This is a genomic window from Paenibacillus sp. JT22N7 (assembly GCF_059383875.1).
In genome coordinates, this window is sequence record NZ_JBXENY010000020.1 from 28,630 (window position 1) to 44,422 (window position 15,793).

Sequence of the window (15,793 nt, forward strand, 5' to 3'; positions counted from 1 at the left end):
AAAGGGCTTTCATAGATTTTCCTGATTCTGCTTTTTCCCTCGTAATTTTCTTCGACTGAGTTTTGTCCTCATTTTTTTTCAATGATGACACCGCCTTTTTTATTTGTTACGGACTAGGTCTCTAGAAGCGTTCAATATGTTGTCAATGAATCCTTGTGCTCTCTTTTCTTATGTAGCCCCTAATTCTATATATCGGTTTTCATCTCACAAATAATTAATAAATAATAAAAAAAACACTATTTTCAAAAATCGAAAACAGTGTCCTGGTCCTAGTTATTTTTTTATCATTAGTTTACGCAGCATATCCATCGGTTCAACAGGTGCCAGCGTCTTGATGTGGATGCGCTGAAGCGGGTGTCTTGCGGCATCCAGCTCCTGCCCCTTGTCATCGGTCATCTGCGTAATCGTCTGTTTGAAGAAGCGTCCGCCGGGTCCTACAAACTCAACTTCCTGTCCCAGTTTGAAGTGATTCCGCTGCTCTACAACCGCAACTCCAGTCTCTTCGTTGTATTCCAGAACAACCCCTGCAAAATCATAAGGAGCTGGCTTATCTTCCGGCTCATAAATATGATCCTCTGCACCCGGTGTATCGAGAAAAAATCCTGTGTTAAGCGGACGATTCGCCGCTTTGAAAATTTCATCCAGCCATTCCTGCTTCAGCACGAAATTTTCCGGGTCCTCAAAATAGGAGTCAATCGCTTGACGATACACATTCACAACCGTAGCAACATAGTGAATGCTCTTCATGCGGCCTTCAATCTTGAAGCTGTCTACGCCAACATCAATCAGCTCCGGCAAATATTCTATCATGCACAGGTCTTTAGAACCCATTGTGAATTGATCTTCGCCTTCGGAATACATTGGCACATCATCAACGAACAAATCGTATTTCCAGCGGCATGACTGCGAGCAGCCCCCACGGTTGGAGTCCCGATCGGTAAAGTGATTGCTCAGTACACATCGGCCGGAAAAGGAAGAACACATCGCGCCATGAATAAAAGCTTCAATTTCGATATCGACATGCTTTTTAATTTCTGCGATTTCTTCAAAGCTCGTTTCTCTGGCAAGAACGACGCGCGGCAGTCCTTCTTCCTTCCAAAACTGTACCGCCTGCCAGTTGAGCGTGGATTGCTGAGTGCTCAGATGCGCTTCCAGCTTAGGGGCTACTCGCGCAGCCGTCTCAATAATAATCGGATCAGCTACAATGATCGCTGAAATGCCGACTTCCTCCAGATTGCGCAAATATTGTTCAAGCCCGCCGATATCCTCATTATGCGCGTAAATATTCGTAGCAACGAACACCTTTGCGCCATAGCGATTGGCAAACTCAACGCCTTCCCGCATTTCCTCAAAGCTGAAATTGCCTGCGTTGGAACGAAGGCCGTATTTTTGTCCGCCAATGTATACAGCGTCAGCGCCATAATGAATGGCGAATTTCAGCTTTTCCAAATTGCCTGCCGGGGCAAGCAGCTCAGGACGATCGAGCCTATGGCGCTTCCCCTGATAGCGGGTTTTCACCGGGCTCGTTGCCCCTGAATATGTTGTTTCTGCGACTGTCATAGCAGCTGCACCTCCTGCTCAATTCCTCAATACACCTGTTCTTTATAAAAGAAACCAAAGCTCAGCTCACGCTGCGGATCTTGCGCTTCTTTAATCGGATCCAGCCACTCATCCTCAAAACGGTAGCCTTCCGGATCAGCCATATAAGCATCAATAACGTCGCGATATGCCCGAACTACGATTTCGTTATATTCCACCGACTTGAGCAGCCCTTCAATCTTCAAGCTCTCCACGCCGATTTCCATCAGCTCATGCAAGTTTTCCAGCATGCAAATATCATCCGAGCTCAAAATATGCGTGCCATTGGCATCCTCATATATAGGGAAACGCTCGTCTTTACGCTCGGCTTCCATCACGTAAAGCCCCTGCTCCTTGCTGGCGCTGCCAAGCTTGCCGGAGTCATCCTGATGATCCAAATAGCTGTTCACGAGCGAGCGCTTGGAATGATAAATATTCGTCAAGCCATGAACCTGCACCTCGATTGGCATTGTCGAGTTTTCTTTGATTTCAATAACCTGCTCCATATTCAGCTCACGGGCTAGCACAAACCGCGTAGCGCCGCGCTTTCTCCAATATTCAGCAGTCGCATAGTTCGTTGACGTCATCTCGGCATTCCAATGCAGCGGCATGTTAGGAGCAGCAGTCCGCGCAGCCATCAATACAGCGGGGTCACCGAACATAATGCCGTTTACTCCGGCTTCGGCCAGTGCCTGCAAATAGCCAGGCAACGATTCAACGACATGATTGTGAATCAAATTATTGACAGATACATAAATGTTAACTCCATGAGGCGCCGCCAGCTTCACCGCTTGCTTGATCATTTCCAGATCAAATTGTCCAGCAAGGCGCATGCCGTAACGTGCTTCTCCAATCAGGAAAGCATCAGCTCCGGCAGCAATCAGACGCTCCAGCTCCTCTAAGGATGAAGCTGTCGTTAATAATTCAGGCTTTACCGCCATGTTCCTTACACTCCTTACTTAGACTGCGCAGTCTTGTTGCTGTTGGCAATATTATTGTTATGCTCGCTAAAGGTTTTAGCAAACAGATGCTGTCCGGTTCCATCTTTCTTGGTTACATAGAAAAAATATTCCGTTTCCTGCGGATAAAGCGCCGCTTTAATCGAGCTAAGGCTTGGGGCCGCAATCGGTCCCGGCGGGAGCCCATCTACCAAATAGGTGTTATAAGGGCTGTCAACTTTGAGATCCTTATTATATAAGCGTTCCTTCGGCTTATCGAGTGCGTATTGCACCGTTGCATCTATTTGAAGCTTCATTGGCTTGTTCAGGCGATTATAAATAACGCTCGCAACGATTGGACGCTCCTCGTCAACGACCACCTCGCGCTCGACCAGAGATGCAATCGTAAGCAGCTGATGAATCGTCAGCTTGCGTTTCTCCAGCTGAATCGTCCAATCATTCGGAAGCTGGTCAAGCTTGACATCAAGCTCGGAAATCATACGGTTCAATATTTCCTGCTCCGTGCTGCCCTTCTTCATTTCGTACGTTTCTGGAAACAAATAACCTTCCAGCCGGTGGTGCAGCTTGGCGTCAGCTGAAATTTCATTGACCGCCTCCGCATTCGTCCACGTTTGCTGCTTATCGGCCAGCTCCAAAAATTTATCCTTGTCGATCAGCTTCTCTTCCGCCAGCTTATCGGCAATTTGCAGCACCGTAAGCCCCTCTGGAATCGTAAACCGGATCGTCTCCTGCTTGACGGTGCTGCCGCTGTTCAGCATAGCGATGACATCTGCCTTATCCATGCCGGGATTCATCGAATAGGTGCCTGCTTGGAATTTGCCGCCTTCTTTCTCCAGCTTCAAATAATACTTAAAGATTAGGGCATTTTTAATAATCCCTTCCTCCTGAAGCACATCGGAAATTTGGCTCGCTGAGGCGTTGTTCGGAATGACAATCTGCTTGGCCTCTGCCGTCTTAGTTGGCTCTAATTGAAGCCACAAATAAATAAATGCGCCGCCCACCACTGTAGTGATAACGCCTAAAATGCTTAAAAATACGTAAAAAGCGATACGAACCTTGCTAGGCCTAGATGACTGCCTCTTTGCGTTGTCCAACCTGCTTTCCTCCTAATTCCCCAATACGTCGAGAAAAAGAGCGGTGTGCACCGCTCCTTTTCTCGATGTATACGTATAATAAAGCTTGCTTAAGGCCGCTCATCGCCAGCGAATAACAAATCGTCATAAGCTTCAGACGCCAGTTCCCATTCTTCATCATCCTCAATCGTTTCCAGCTCCGGCTCTTGGCCAGCTTCGCCAATGACGCGGAAAAGCTCCACTTCATCCTCGCCCTTCATCGCTTCCGACTGAAGCGCTGCATAAACGTAGGAGCCGAGCTTAAACTCGGCCTTGATGACGAAGGTTTCCATAACGCCGCCGCCCGCGAGCAGCTCGATTTGAGGACCGAAGGCTTCCCGCAGCCGCTCAAGCGGCTGCGGGATCAGTACCTCGCCTTGATCCATTAATTTTCTTCCTCCAATTCGCCGAGAAGCGTATTAAACGTCTCCTCCACGATGTTCCATTCTTCTTCATCTTCAATCGTGTACAGCTTAAGATCGTCGCCATCTTCCTCATAGCGGAAGGCGTAGACCTCATCTTCCTCTTCGCTCTCACCAACGAGCGGAACGACCATCATATATTTCTGATCAGAGCCATCCACTTCAAACTTCATGATGACTTCGAATTCTTCTTCATTGCCGTCTTCATCCGGAATATAAATAATTTCCGGCTCTTCGAACTGCATATCATCCTTTGTCATCTTAACCCTCACCTTTTCGTTTTGTGCATTGCGCCAAAATAGCTTTCGCTCCTGTTAACGCAAGCCCTTAGAATCGAGATAATTTTGTAAAATGAGCGTTGCCGCCATTTTGTCCACTACCAGCTTTCGCTTCTTACGGCTGACATCCGCTTCTATGAGAGTACGCTCTGCGGCTACAGTAGTCAACCGTTCGTCCCAAAGGTGAACAGGCAAGTGTAGTTTCTGTCGAAGCTGCTCTGCGAATTCAATACTAATTTCGCCTCGCGGACCGATGGTGTTATTCATGTTTTTCGGTAGTCCCAAGACGATTTCACTAACCTCATACTGCTGCGCCAATTCGGCAAGCCGATCCAATTCGCCATTGTCACGGCGCTTCTTCACGACCTCGAGCCCTTGCGCAGTCCAGCCAAAAGGATCGCTTACCGCAACACCAATGTTGCGATCGCCGTAATCGAGTCCCATTGTTCTCATTGCTTGTCCGGCTCCTGACTATTATGTTTTCTTATTGTTCAAATAAAACCGGACAAGCTCTTCAATGAGTTCATCGCGTTCCTTCTTGCGAATCAGGCTCCTGGCGTTGTTGTGCCGCGGAATATACGCGGGATCACCGGAGAGCAAATAGCCTACAATCTGATTAATCGGATTGTACTCTTTCTCCAGAAGTGCCTCATGCACAGACAGCAAAATGTCCTGTGAGGAGGTTTCCAAACTTTCCGGCAACACATCAAACTTCATCGTTTTGTCCATGGAACTCATCGCCAGCACCTCGCTTTCCAACTACATTTCAATGAGATTACTATCGATACACATTCCTATCATATCACATTTGCTTGGGCGAGAACCAGTTCTTCCGCAAGTTTCAGTGCTTCTTCCAATTTGGAAGCGTCCTTGCCGCCAGCCTGCGCCATATCAGGACGGCCACCGCCGCTGCCGCCGCACACTGCTGCTGCTTCTTTAATAATTTTGCCAGCGTGAAGACCCTTCTTCACCAAATCAGCCGATACCGACGCTACGAGGCTGACTTTATCCTCTTGAACAGCGCCAAGAATAATGACAGCGGAAGGCAGCTTCAGCTTCAGCTCATCAGAAATGCCGCGCAGCGCGTCCATTGATGGCGCATTTACTTGAGCGCTAAGCACAGTAATTTCGCCAATCTGCTTCGCTTGCTGCTCCAGCGAGCCTGCTTCGATCCGGCTCAGCTTAGCTTGCAGCGATTCGTTCTCGCGGCCAAGCTCCTTCACCTGCGCATGCAGCGCTTCGATACGCTTAGGCACATCCCCATTGCTCGATTTCAGCAATGCTGCTGCTTGCCCCAGCAAATCAAGCTGGCTTTCCGTATAGCTGTAAGCGTGACGGCCTGTAACAGCTTCAATCCGGCGCACGCCGGAACCAATGCCGCTTTCGCTGATCAGCTTGAACACGCCGATTTGCGAAGTGCTGGCTACGTGACAGCCGCCGCAAAGCTCAAGGCTGTAGTCGCCGACTTGCACGACGCGGACGACATCGCCGTATTTTTCACCAAACAAGGCCATTGCGCCCATTTCCTTCGCTTCTGCAAGCGACTTGTTCGTAATGGTCACATCGGTGCTGTTCCAAATTTGTTCATTTACACGGCGCTCGATTTCAACAAGCTCCTCATCGGTAATGCTGCCAAAATGGGAGAAGTCAAAGCGCAGACGCTCCGCTTCCACAAGGGAACCCGCCTGGTTGACATGAGTGCCCAACACTTCCTTGAGCGCTTTATGCAGCAAATGGGTTGCCGTGTGGTTTTTAATGACGTCCTCACGAACCGCTTTCGCTACAGCCGCCTGCACTTTCTCGCCCGTCTTAACGGTTCCCGATACTACGAGCGCATGATGCACGCTTTGGCCATGCGGCGCTTTCGTCACGTCTTTCACTTGCAGCGAGAAGCCTTGGCCCGAAATAATGCCGCGGTCGCCAATTTGTCCGCCGCTCTCCGCATAGAACGGGGTACGGTCCAGCAGCACAAACACTTCGCTGCCTTCGCCTGCGCTGTCAATCAGCGCGTCCTCTTGCACGATCGCCGTAATCGTCGATTCAATTACCAATTCATTATAGCCAACAAATTCGCTTTTAACCGTGAATTCGCCGAGTGCGCCGCCTTGAATCTTCATGCCGCCCGTGTCCTGGCGAGCTGCCCGCGCGCGTTCACGCTGCGCTTCCATAGCTGCGTCGAAGCCTGCACGGTCAACGGTCAAGCCATTTTCCGCTGCAAAATCCTCCGTCAGGTCAAACGGGAAGCCATACGTATCATACAGGCGGAATGCATCCTCGCCGCCGATTTCCTTGCCGCCTGCTGCGCGCGCCGTATCAACGAGCGTCGTGAGCAAAGCCAGACCATCGGATAGCGTCTCGTGGAAACGCTCTTCCTCTGTACGAATAACCTTCTCAATAAATTCGCGTTTGGATACAACCTCGTCGTAGTACACGCCCATCACTTCCCCGACAGTAGCGGTCAGCTCATGCAGGAATGGACGGTCGATGCCGATCGTTTTTCCGTAACGAACCGCTCTGCGGAGCAAACGGCGGATAATGTAGCCGCGTCCTTCATTAGAAGGCATAACCCCGTCGCCGACGGCAAAAGCAACCGTACGAATATGGTCAGCGATAACTTTCAGCGCCACATCATGCTCATCGTTCACATGATATTTCACGCCAGCAAGCTCACACGTCCGCTCGATAATTGGCATGAACAGGTCGGTATCAAAGTTCGAATCAACATCCTGCAAAATCGAAGCGAAACGCTCCAAACCTGCGCCTGTATCGATGTTTTTGTTAGGCAGCGGCGTATAGCTGCCGTCTTTGTTATGGTTGAATTGCGAGAATACAAGGTTCCATACTTCCAAGAAACGCTCGTTTTCGCCGCCCGGCCAGCATTCTGGATCGTTCAAATCGCCGTATTTGTCGCCGCGGTCATAGAAAATTTCCGTACATGGTCCGCATGGGCCTTCGCCGATATCCCAGAAGTTTTCATCCAGCTTGTAGATGCGCTCCTCTGGCAGGCCGATTTTTTTGTTCCAGAACGCGTATGCTTCCTCATCCTCTGGGTAAACCGTAACCGACAGGCGTTCTGGATCGAAGCCGATCCACTCCTTGCCCGTTAGAAACTCCCATGCCCACGTAATCGCTTCTTCCTTGAAATAATCGCCGATGGAGAAATTGCCGAGCATTTCAAAAAAAGTATGGTGGCGGCGCGTTTTGCCGACATTTTCAATATCGTTGGTACGAATGCATTTCTGCGAATTCGTAATCCGCGGGTTTTCCGGAATGACCCGTCCGTCAAAATAAGCTTTCAGCGGCGCCATGCCTGCGTTAATCCATAGCAGCGATGGATCGTTGTGCGGCACGAGCGATGCGCTCGGCTCGATCGTATGTCCTTTGCTTTCAAAAAAAGCGAGCCATTTTGCCCGAATTTCACTAGCCTTCATAGTTGATACGCCTCCAATAAGTTTCATTAATTTGCCCCTGCATTTTGCGGCCAAACCTGCTTTAAAACATCAAAAAGTCCCTGTCAGTTATGACAGGGACGAAAACTCGCGGTACCACCCTGGTTATCGCCGGCATAAGCCTTGCCCTATTTCTAGCGGCACAGCCTTGCAGCAGCAATCTCCTCGTATGGACGATAACGGGTCCTCCCGGTGAAGTTCATTCACACTCCGAAAGCAGCTTTCAGCCATCCTTCGCCATAAAAGCTCTTGCAGCCAACGCCGATTAACGGCGAAGAAGCTTCATCTCTGATTGGCGGTCTATAGCTTACTTCTTTTTCATCAACGATTTCCATTTAAAATATAAGAATTTATAAGTTTTGCACTTATACATAGGCTTATATTTCTCCGACAAAGCTCTTCGCTCGTCCCAGAAGGACGACGAAGTCATTTTTGCTTTAAATATAAGAATTTATAAGTTTCACTTTTATAAATGGGCTTATATTTCATCGCGAAACGGAAGCTCTGCCTCCAAAGGACGGCGAAAGCCGTTTACGCTTGAGTTGTACTAAAAATGAGTATATCGGCAGCAAGGCCTGCTGTCAAATAATCTTTCGCCGCACATAATAAGCAAACATATGCTGGACGATGACCTTAAGCGCTGCGAAAATCGGAACGGCGAGAATCATCCCCGCAACGCCCGCGACCTCTCCTCCGACCAGCAGGGCGAAAATAATCGCCAGCGGATGCATATGCAGCGTCCTCCCCACCACCTGAGGAGAAATGATGTTGCCCTCTAAAATTTGGCATAGCGTATTGATTACCGCGACGAGAATCATCATTTTGACCGATATGGTCGACGCCATCAGAATAGCCGGAATCGCCCCCAGAAACGGGCCCAAGTAGGGAATAATGTTCGTAATGGCGACGATGCCGGCAAGCAGCAGCGCATATTCCATTCCGATGATCGTGTAGCCGATATAGGCGAGCACGCCGACGATCAGGCAGACCAGAAACTGCCCGCGTATGTAGCTGCCGAGCGCCGAGTCAATATCCTTCATCAGCCGAACGGTGTTTTGGCGATGCGATTTGGGCACATACGTAATGATCGTCCGCTCAAACACCTCAAAATCCTTCAAAATGTAAAACGCCAGAAACGGCACAATAAAGGCAATGAACACCGTATTCAGCACCGACCCAATATTGTTGATAAAATGGATCAGCGTTTCCGACAGCTTCCGCTCCATATGGAGCAGCGACTGGTTCATGCCATCGCGCAGGCTGTCCGGCAAAAACGACGTATTGTTAATGTCGGTCACCAGATTTTGCGCCTTAATCGTCAGGTCCGGCACCCGCTCGTTGAGCTCCTGCACCTGCATCGCAAGCATTGGAATGACATTGACGAGCAAGACGGTCAGCGCTGTGAAAAATACCGTATAGATGAGCAGCACCGCCATCGTTCGCGGAACTTTACGCTCATGCAGCATCGTCACTACCGGGTTCAGCACGTATGAAATAATCATGGCAACGATAAATGGCGCAAGTATCGCCTTGAGGAAAAAATAAATATTCATAAACATCGGCTTGACCAATATGAGCAAATACAGCGCCAGCAAGCCTAGAATTACATAGACCAACCACACAAACAGACGGCTTTTTGTGAACCGTTCCACTTTCCCTCACCCCCGCTCGCTTACCAAGGTGAAACGGCTGTCGCCGTCCTTTGACGGCGGCTGCGCGTTTCAGTCCGAGAAATATAAGTCCATTTATAAGTGTGAAGCTTATAAATTCTTATATTTCAAAAAAGGCCCTAGGCCAATCTGCTACAGTATATGTACAAGCGGGGAAAATCATCCATGGTCATTGTAGAATCTCACTTGGAAGCGGGGAGCAAGCTAAATAGAGGTCGTTTTTTCATCATACAAAATTTTCTTATCATTGACATATTGGGCTTTGAGCAGGGACAGGCCTGAGCACTTTTCCATTGACAAAAATGTTTCCCAGGCGCAATATTGTTTCATATCACAAACAAATGAGACAGCTCCAACATCTGAGTGTTAACGAAAGAAGGGTTTTTATGAGCACACAGTCCGATCAACTGGATAAAAAGTCTGGCTGGCTCCGCGCGAGTGGAAGTGTCAGCCTTGAAGAAGTGAATTCCTCTATTCATATACCGAAAAATGCAAGCGGCTTTCGCAAATTTCTCGCCTTCGCTGGCCCCGGCATGCTGGTCGCCGTCGGATATATTGACCCCGGCAACTGGGCAACGTCCATTGCGGGCGGCGCACGGTTCGGCTATACGCTGCTTGCCGTTATTCTTATCGCTAATTTAATTGCGATTTTGCTGCAAAACCTGTCGGCAAGGCTCGGCATCGTGACCGGCCGCGATCTTGCCCAAGCGACCCGCGACTCCGTCGGCATCAAGGGCGCGGTCATCCTATGGCTGCTCGCCGAGCTTGCCATTATCGCGACCGATCTGGCCGAGGTTATCGGCTCCGCCATCGCGCTGAATTTGCTCTTCGGCCTGCCCTTAATCGGCGGTATTCTCATTACGACGCTAGATGTTTTTTTGCTGCTGCTCTTGCAGAAGAAAGGCTTCAGGCTTATTGAATCGCTCATCATTGTACTGATGGCTACGATATTCGGGGTATTTGTGTTCGAGGTCATTATTTCGCGGCCGGATATATCAGCGGTGCTTTCCGGGTATGTACCTAAGTTTGAAATCGTGAGCAGCCCAGCTATGCTTTTCGTATCCCTTGGCATCCTTGGCGCAACGGTTATGCCGCATAATCTGTATTTGCATTCCTCCATCATTCAGACGAGAAAATATGAACGGACGGAAACGGGGCGCCGGGAGGCGATTAAATATTCCCAATGGGATTCCGGCGTTTCGCTTACGATTGCTTTTCTGATTAATTCCAGCATTTTGATTTTAGGGGCCGCAGCCTTTTATGGAACTGGCCTCAATGTAACAGAAATCGAAGGCGCCTATCAGCTGCTTAGCCCAACGCTTGGCGTCAGCATTGCCAGCACCTTATTTGCCGTTGCCTTGCTCGCTTCAGGCCAAAGCTCAACGATTACGGGAACTTTAACGGGGCAAATCGTGATGGAGGGTTTTATTAAATTTACGATCCCCTCTTGGCTGCGCCGTATTGTGACACGTTTGCTAGCTGTCATTCCAGCCCTCATCGTCACTTGGCTGTTCGGCACGCGCGGAACGGGAGAGCTGCTGCTGTGGAGCCAGGTCGTTCTCAGCTTGCAGCTTCCCTTCGCCATTATTCCGCTCGTGCTGTTCACAAGCAGCCGCACCAAAATGGGCGTGTTCGCCAACAAGCCTTGGGTCAAAGTGCTGGCCTGGCTATGCGTCGGCGTTATTACAGCGCTAAACCTGTTCCTTGTGCTTTATTTATTCGCCACTGGGCATGAGCTAGGGTAATAAGCGGCTCAACCCAGCGGCCTTCCTTTATTCTGGCTCCACGCGATTAGCCGATATCCAGTCTAGTGCTTCCTTTGCTGCGGAAGCCTCTACCGGAGTATCCGGCTTTTTTTGTGCTTGCTCCAGTCTTTCAAGAACAGAGTCATCCACTAAAGCCGGACTAATAATCGACAACGCCCATGCTGCCCAGAAGCTCGGCTTCTCTTGATTTTGCTTATCTGTCCAGATCTGCTGGAGCGGTTTAACGCTTTCGCTCCCTATTCGAACCAAGGTCAATGCGGCGGCCATACGCAGCTTCTCATTGTCTTCATCAAGCAGCGCCGCAACCTGTTCAGCCGCAGCTCCAGACAGCGGGCCCAGCTCGCCGAGCACAATAACCAGCATCGTGCGCACAGGATCTTTTGCAGCCCGCAGCTGCACAAGCAGCTCGGGCACGATTTTTCCGCCTTCGTTTTTCAGCGCCTGAATCGCTGCAAGCGCATCTAGCGGATTTTCGCTTGCGAGCTTCGCTATTTGTGCCTGCACCTCATTTATTTCGGCCACTTTAACACCTCCTCGCCCTTCCAATTTCATTAAAAAGAGAACAGTCAAATGACTGTTCCCTTCTAATTGTATGTCAGTATGCAACCATGCATAACACTAGGTTGCATGGATTTGTGGCATTTCATCTTCAAAAAACAGATCATCAAGTGAACTAAGCGTCCCGTCTTCCTCCACTTGGTACACGGACATCTTCTCTCCGTTGACGGTCAGTTCAATGAAGCAGCCCCAGCAATAAAATTGATGGGAACCTATTTTTCCTATATCTTTCGAATTGCAGTTGGGACATCTCATCATCTTTCATTTCTCCCTATTCTCCGAATTGGAAGCTGCGACAGGCTCCAATTCTGCTTCACTGACAGCAGGAACGATAATCGCGTCTTCCCCGAGCAGCACGGCATCTGAATCCTCGGGAGCTCTGAGCCACTTGCGCCCTTCCATCAGATCCGATATAAAACCGTCCGTAAGCTCAAAGCCTACTATTGGTGTACCCATAAATGGATGAAAATAAACGTCCGATACTTGTCCAAGCATCACGCCGTGTATGGTCACCATAGGCATACCCTTGAGCTGTACTTTACTGGTGCAAAACGTTCTGCCCAGCTGCTCAAGCTTTGTTTTCTGCACAGCTGCTTCGTCGGAAATAATAATCGCGTCTACGCCGCATGTCAGCACCGCATTCCAGCTCACCGTCTTGACGACATTAGCGAACCAGCCGCTGCTTTCGAGCACGAGACCTGTAACGTTCCAGTGGGAGTCAAAAATCGCATCCTTGATCGTACCTTCGCGCTTGCCGGAATGAATGACCAGCACGGGCAGACCGATCAATTGCTGTAGTTTAATCACGGCCGGGGAAGCCTCCTAGGCGTTATTACGGATGCGCTGCACAATCGTTGCAACTTTTTGCGCTGCGGCACCCAGTTCCTCCTTAGTATTCCCCAATCCGAAGCTGAATCTTACGGCGGAAGCCAGCCTTTCCTCCGGCAGCTTCATCGCCCGCAAAACGTGGGAACGCTCCAGCGCCCCTGATGTGCAGGCCGATCCGCTTGCCGCTGCAATGCCTGCCATATCGAGATTCATCAGCATCGTCTCGGTATCGACACCGATAAAGCTGATGTTGACGATATGCGGAAGCATCTGCTCCGCCGCGCCATTGATGACGATATTTATATCCACATTTTTCCTAAGCAGCTCTACCCATTCCATACGAAGCTCGTTTAGAAAATGTTGCTTGTTTTGCGCTTCGTTCACACAAATTTCAACAGCTTTAGCGAAACCGGCAATGCCGGCGACATTTTCAGTACCCGCACGGCGCTTGCGCTCTTGTGATCCGCCCTGCGAGGTCGCCTCAAATGGGGTGCCGGCAGCGATATATAACGCGCCAACCCCTTGCGGGCCATTGATTTTGTGGGCGGAAAAGCTCATCAAATCGACCGGCAGCTCATTCAGCTCATAATGGGAAGTCCCCAAAGCTTGCACAGCATCGACATGAAAAATAACGCCTCGCTCATGTGCCAGGCGCCCGATGTCTTCAATCGGCTGCAAACTTCCTACCTCATTATTGCCGTGCATAATGCTAATAAGCGCCGTATTTGGCTTTATAGCCGCAGCCACATCAGCAAGCGATACTTGTCCATGCTCGTCAACGGGCAGCAGCGTCAGCTCGAAGCCTTCGCGCTCAAGCGCTTCGCAGGGATGCAGCACCGCATGATGCTCAGCTTCTGATGTAATGATGTGGTTTTTGCCTTGCAGCGCCAGCGCGCGGACAACACCTTTAATCGCCATATTGTTGCTCTCCGTGCCGCCGGACGTAAATACTAGCTCAGCAGGCTTGCAGCAGATAGCGGCAGCGATCTGGTCGCGAGAGCGGTTAATATGCTGCCGCGCCGCGCGTCCGAAGGCATGCATGCTCGATGCATTGCCTCCCGGACCCTGCATCACTTCCAGCATCGCGCGCGCGACATCTGGATGCATTGGCGTCGTTGCGGCATGATCGAAATAGTGCATAGCTTGTCTAGCTCCTTCTATTTAAATGTAGAACATGTAGCTGTCTGCTTTGCCTGGATCCTGGAAGCTGACCATGTCCTTAAGCGTAGTCGAGTCTAGTACGGAGGCGATGCTGTCGCGAATACGCAGCCACAGATCACGCTTCGCCGGGTCATCCTCTTCGGTGAAATCGACTGGGGAAATCGGGCCTTCCAGTACGCGAATGACATCTCCAGCTGTAATATGCTCAGGCTCCTTGGACAAAATGTAGCCGCCATAGGCGCCGCGAATGCTTTTCACAAGTCCGGCGTTGCGAAGCGGGGCAACGAGCTGCTCCAAATAATGCTCGGACAAGCTATTGCGTTCCGCTATGCTTTTCAAAGAGATCGGTCCTTCGCCAAATTTTCCTGCAAGCTCCATCATTATCGTGAGGCCGTAACGGCCTTTGGTTGATATTTTCATAAAAGGGCACCTCGTTTTCATTAGTTGTGTTGCCTTAAGCAGCCATGACCGAGTTTAAATCATGGTATTCCCATATAGCTTATATGTTAGCATATAGTGCAAGGAACATGCGAGAAAAGCTTGTCATTCTTCGTAAAAAAGTTTTTTGTGCAGCGATAAATGTATGCTACAATGAGAGATACTCGTTTTAGAGTTTGAATACAAGGCGGTGTAAGCAAATGGAAAAATCCAAACAAGAAACTAGAGTCGTTGTCGGCATGTCCGGTGGCGTAGACTCTTCTGTAACCGCACTGCTGCTGAAGCAGGAAGGTTATGATGTTGTCGGCATTTTCATGAAAAACTGGGATGATACCGATGAATTTGGTCACTGCACAGCAGAGGAAGACGCGGAAGACGTTCGCCGCGTATGCGACCAGATCGGCATTCCGTATTATACGGTTAATTTTGAGAAGCAATATTTCGATAAAGTATTCACTTATTTTCTCGATGAATACAAGCGCGGCCGTACGCCAAATCCCGACGTCATGTGCAACCGGGAAATCAAGTTCGGCGATTTTCTCAAAAAAGCAAATGAGCTGGGCGCCGACTACTTGGCGACAGGCCATTACGCGCGCGTAGAACGTACGCCGGATGGCGAGACGAAGCTGCTGCGCGGCGTGGACAGCAACAAGGACCAAACTTATTTCCTCAGCGCGCTGAACCAGAAGCAGCTCGCGAAGGCAATGTTCCCGATTGGGCATCTCCCGAAGCCAGAGGTAAGACGGCTTGCTGAAGAGGCAGGCTTGTACACCGCGAAGAAAAAAGACAGCACGGGCGTCTGCTTCATCGGCGAGCGCAACTTCAAGGAATTTCTGAGCGGCTATTTGCCAGCGCAGAGGGGCGACATGGTCGACATTCGCAGCGGTGAAGTCAAAGGCAAGCATGACGGCCTGATGTATTATACGCTTGGACAGCGCCAAGGCCTTGGCATTGGCGGCTCCGGCAATGGCGAGCCATGGTTTGTTGCGGACAAAGACCTTGAGCGCAACATTTTGTATGTGGTGCAAGGCGAGCAGCATCCGAGCATGTATTCGACTGGGCTAATTGCCAGCGGCATGAACTGGATTGCGCCAGAGCTGCCGGAAGGTCCTTTTCGCTGCACAGCCAAGTTCCGCTATCGCCAAGCAGACCAAGGCGTTACCGTGACACCTGGCGCTGACGGAACGGCACATATTGCGTTTGACCAGCCGCAAAAGGCAATTACGCCTGGCCAAGCCGTCGTACTCTATGATGGCGATGTTTGCCTAGCAGGCGGAACCATCGATATCGTAGAGAAGATTGAAGTCGACGAAGCCGCATTCCTCGCCGCTCGTTAAGTATTTCCAGCTTGCATGGCTAGATGCTAGGTGCATATGACCTAACAACATTAGCACGACGCAATAAACTCAGATTAAGACAATAAGCTACGGCAAGGAACCTTTCCACCGATGGGCATCGCCCGGAGTAAAATGTACCCTATAAGATGGACACTTTAAAAAGGTCATCTTGTAGGGTCTTTTTTGTGTACAATAAATAAAAAAACGAGCGGTGGTCGAAGCGGATGTCTAAAAAAT

Annotated in this window: 16 protein-coding genes; 2 read left to right on the forward strand and 14 right to left on the reverse strand. The window is 49.9% G+C overall.

The features are described from left to right. Positions 1 to 273: 273 nt before the first annotated feature. The 9 genes from AC50Y5_RS32305 to AC50Y5_RS32345 form a co-directional block, all read right to left on the reverse strand. Positions 274 to 1,560 (reverse strand): peptidase U32 family protein, encoded by a 1,287-nt coding sequence (locus AC50Y5_RS32305; protein ID WP_056040043.1) that lies wholly within the window; start codon positions 1,558 to 1,560, stop codon positions 274 to 276. A 26-nt stretch (positions 1,561 to 1,586) separates the two neighbouring features. Continuing rightward, entirely contained in the window at positions 1,587 to 2,519 is a 933-nt protein-coding gene (locus tag AC50Y5_RS32310) for a peptidase U32 family protein (RefSeq protein ID WP_056040040.1), read from the reverse strand. Positions 2,520 to 2,533: 14 nt separating this feature from the next. Continuing rightward, a complete protein-coding gene (gene mltG / locus AC50Y5_RS32315; protein ID WP_081418980.1) occupies positions 2,534 to 3,631 on the reverse strand; it encodes an endolytic transglycosylase MltG in 1,098 nt (365 codons plus the stop codon). Between the two features lie 89 nt (positions 3,632 to 3,720). Continuing rightward, positions 3,721 to 4,035 (reverse strand): DUF1292 domain-containing protein, encoded by a 315-nt coding sequence (locus tag AC50Y5_RS32320; protein WP_056040039.1) that lies wholly within the window; start codon positions 4,033 to 4,035, stop codon positions 3,721 to 3,723. Next, positions 4,035 to 4,331, reverse strand: a complete 297-nt coding sequence (locus tag AC50Y5_RS32325) for a DUF1292 domain-containing protein (protein WP_046234390.1) — start codon at positions 4,329 to 4,331, stop codon at positions 4,035 to 4,037. The genes AC50Y5_RS32320 and AC50Y5_RS32325 overlap by 1 nt, the downstream gene beginning before the upstream one ends. Positions 4,332 to 4,385: 54 nt before the next feature. Next, entirely contained in the window at positions 4,386 to 4,802 is a 417-nt protein-coding gene (ruvX, locus tag AC50Y5_RS32330; protein WP_056040037.1) for a Holliday junction resolvase RuvX, read from the reverse strand. A gap of 21 nt (positions 4,803 to 4,823) precedes the next feature. Next, complete coding sequence (locus AC50Y5_RS32335; RefSeq protein WP_056040153.1) at positions 4,824 to 5,087, reverse strand: IreB family regulatory phosphoprotein; 264 nt, start codon at positions 5,085 to 5,087, stop codon at positions 4,824 to 4,826. 59 nt (positions 5,088 to 5,146) lie between these two features. Beyond that, entirely contained in the window at positions 5,147 to 7,780 is a 2,634-nt protein-coding gene (gene alaS / locus AC50Y5_RS32340; RefSeq protein ID WP_099521230.1) for an alanine--tRNA ligase, read from the reverse strand. 599 nt (positions 7,781 to 8,379) lie between these two features. Continuing rightward, on the reverse strand, positions 8,380 to 9,450 hold the full coding sequence (locus AC50Y5_RS32345; protein ID WP_056040033.1) for an AI-2E family transporter: 1,071 nt from the start codon (positions 9,448 to 9,450) through the stop codon (positions 8,380 to 8,382). Positions 9,451 to 9,854: 404 nt separating this feature from the next. Between AC50Y5_RS32345 and AC50Y5_RS32350 the strand changes: the two genes are divergently transcribed. Beyond that, the gene (locus tag AC50Y5_RS32350) at positions 9,855 to 11,213 is read left to right on the forward strand and encodes an Nramp family divalent metal transporter (RefSeq protein WP_099521232.1); all 1,359 of its coding nucleotides are present in this window, start codon (positions 9,855 to 9,857) and stop codon (positions 11,211 to 11,213) included. A gap of 27 nt (positions 11,214 to 11,240) precedes the next feature. Here the strand turns inward: AC50Y5_RS32350 and AC50Y5_RS32355 are convergent, their stop codons facing one another. The 5 genes from AC50Y5_RS32355 to cymR form a co-directional block, all read right to left on the reverse strand. Then, entirely contained in the window at positions 11,241 to 11,756 is a 516-nt protein-coding gene (locus AC50Y5_RS32355) for a HEAT repeat domain-containing protein (protein WP_056040030.1), read from the reverse strand. A gap of 96 nt (positions 11,757 to 11,852) precedes the next feature. After that, positions 11,853 to 12,050, reverse strand: coding sequence for a YrzR-like zinc ribbon domain (locus AC50Y5_RS32360; protein WP_046234401.1), 198 nt, complete (start codon positions 12,048 to 12,050; stop codon positions 11,853 to 11,855). A gap of 3 nt (positions 12,051 to 12,053) precedes the next feature. Then, a complete protein-coding gene (locus AC50Y5_RS32365; RefSeq protein ID WP_056040027.1) occupies positions 12,054 to 12,599 on the reverse strand; it encodes a PRC-barrel domain-containing protein in 546 nt (181 codons plus the stop codon). A gap of 15 nt (positions 12,600 to 12,614) precedes the next feature. Then, positions 12,615 to 13,760: a cysteine desulfurase family protein gene (locus AC50Y5_RS32370; RefSeq protein WP_056040025.1), complete on the reverse strand. Its 1,146-nt coding sequence runs from the start codon at positions 13,758 to 13,760 to the stop codon at positions 12,615 to 12,617. A 21-nt stretch (positions 13,761 to 13,781) separates the two neighbouring features. After that, on the reverse strand, positions 13,782 to 14,201 hold the full coding sequence (cymR, locus tag AC50Y5_RS32375; protein ID WP_056040023.1) for a cysteine metabolism transcriptional regulator CymR: 420 nt from the start codon (positions 14,199 to 14,201) through the stop codon (positions 13,782 to 13,784). A 218-nt stretch (positions 14,202 to 14,419) separates the two neighbouring features. On the opposite strand from cymR, the gene mnmA reads away from it, so the two are divergent. Next, positions 14,420 to 15,556: a tRNA 2-thiouridine(34) synthase MnmA gene (gene mnmA / locus AC50Y5_RS32380; RefSeq protein ID WP_494865678.1), complete on the forward strand. Its 1,137-nt coding sequence runs from the start codon at positions 14,420 to 14,422 to the stop codon at positions 15,554 to 15,556. Positions 15,557 to 15,793 lie beyond the last annotated feature (237 nt).

Excerpts from the sequence above, each read along its gene's own strand:
- AC50Y5_RS32305 (WP_056040043.1), bottom strand. The coding sequence starts at position 1,560 with ATGACAGTCGCAGAAACAACATATTCAGGGGCAACGAGCCCGGTGAAA.
- AC50Y5_RS32310 (WP_056040040.1), bottom strand. The coding sequence starts at position 2,519 with ATGGCGGTAAAGCCTGAATTATTAACGACAGCTTCATCCTTAGAGGAG.
- AC50Y5_RS32320 (WP_056040039.1), bottom strand. The coding sequence starts at position 4,035 with ATGGATCAAGGCGAGGTACTGATCCCGCAGCCGCTTGAGCGGCTGCGG.
- AC50Y5_RS32325 (WP_046234390.1), bottom strand. The coding sequence starts at position 4,331 with ATGACAAAGGATGATATGCAGTTCGAAGAGCCGGAAATTATTTATATT.
- ruvX (WP_056040037.1), bottom strand. The coding sequence starts at position 4,802 with ATGAGAACAATGGGACTCGATTACGGCGATCGCAACATTGGTGTTGCG.
- AC50Y5_RS32335 (WP_056040153.1), bottom strand. The coding sequence starts at position 5,087 with ATGAGTTCCATGGACAAAACGATGAAGTTTGATGTGTTGCCGGAAAGT.
- alaS (WP_099521230.1), bottom strand. The coding sequence starts at position 7,780 with ATGAAGGCTAGTGAAATTCGGGCAAAATGGCTCGCTTTTTTTGAAAGC.
- AC50Y5_RS32350 (WP_099521232.1), top strand. The coding sequence starts at position 9,855 with ATGAGCACACAGTCCGATCAACTGGATAAAAAGTCTGGCTGGCTCCGC.
- AC50Y5_RS32360 (WP_046234401.1), bottom strand. The coding sequence starts at position 12,050 with ATGATGAGATGTCCCAACTGCAATTCGAAAGATATAGGAAAAATAGGT.
- AC50Y5_RS32370 (WP_056040025.1), bottom strand. The coding sequence starts at position 13,760 with ATGCACTATTTCGATCATGCCGCAACGACGCCAATGCATCCAGATGTC.
- cymR (WP_056040023.1), bottom strand. The coding sequence starts at position 14,201 with ATGAAAATATCAACCAAAGGCCGTTACGGCCTCACGATAATGATGGAG.
- mnmA (WP_494865678.1), top strand. The coding sequence starts at position 14,420 with ATGGAAAAATCCAAACAAGAAACTAGAGTCGTTGTCGGCATGTCCGGT.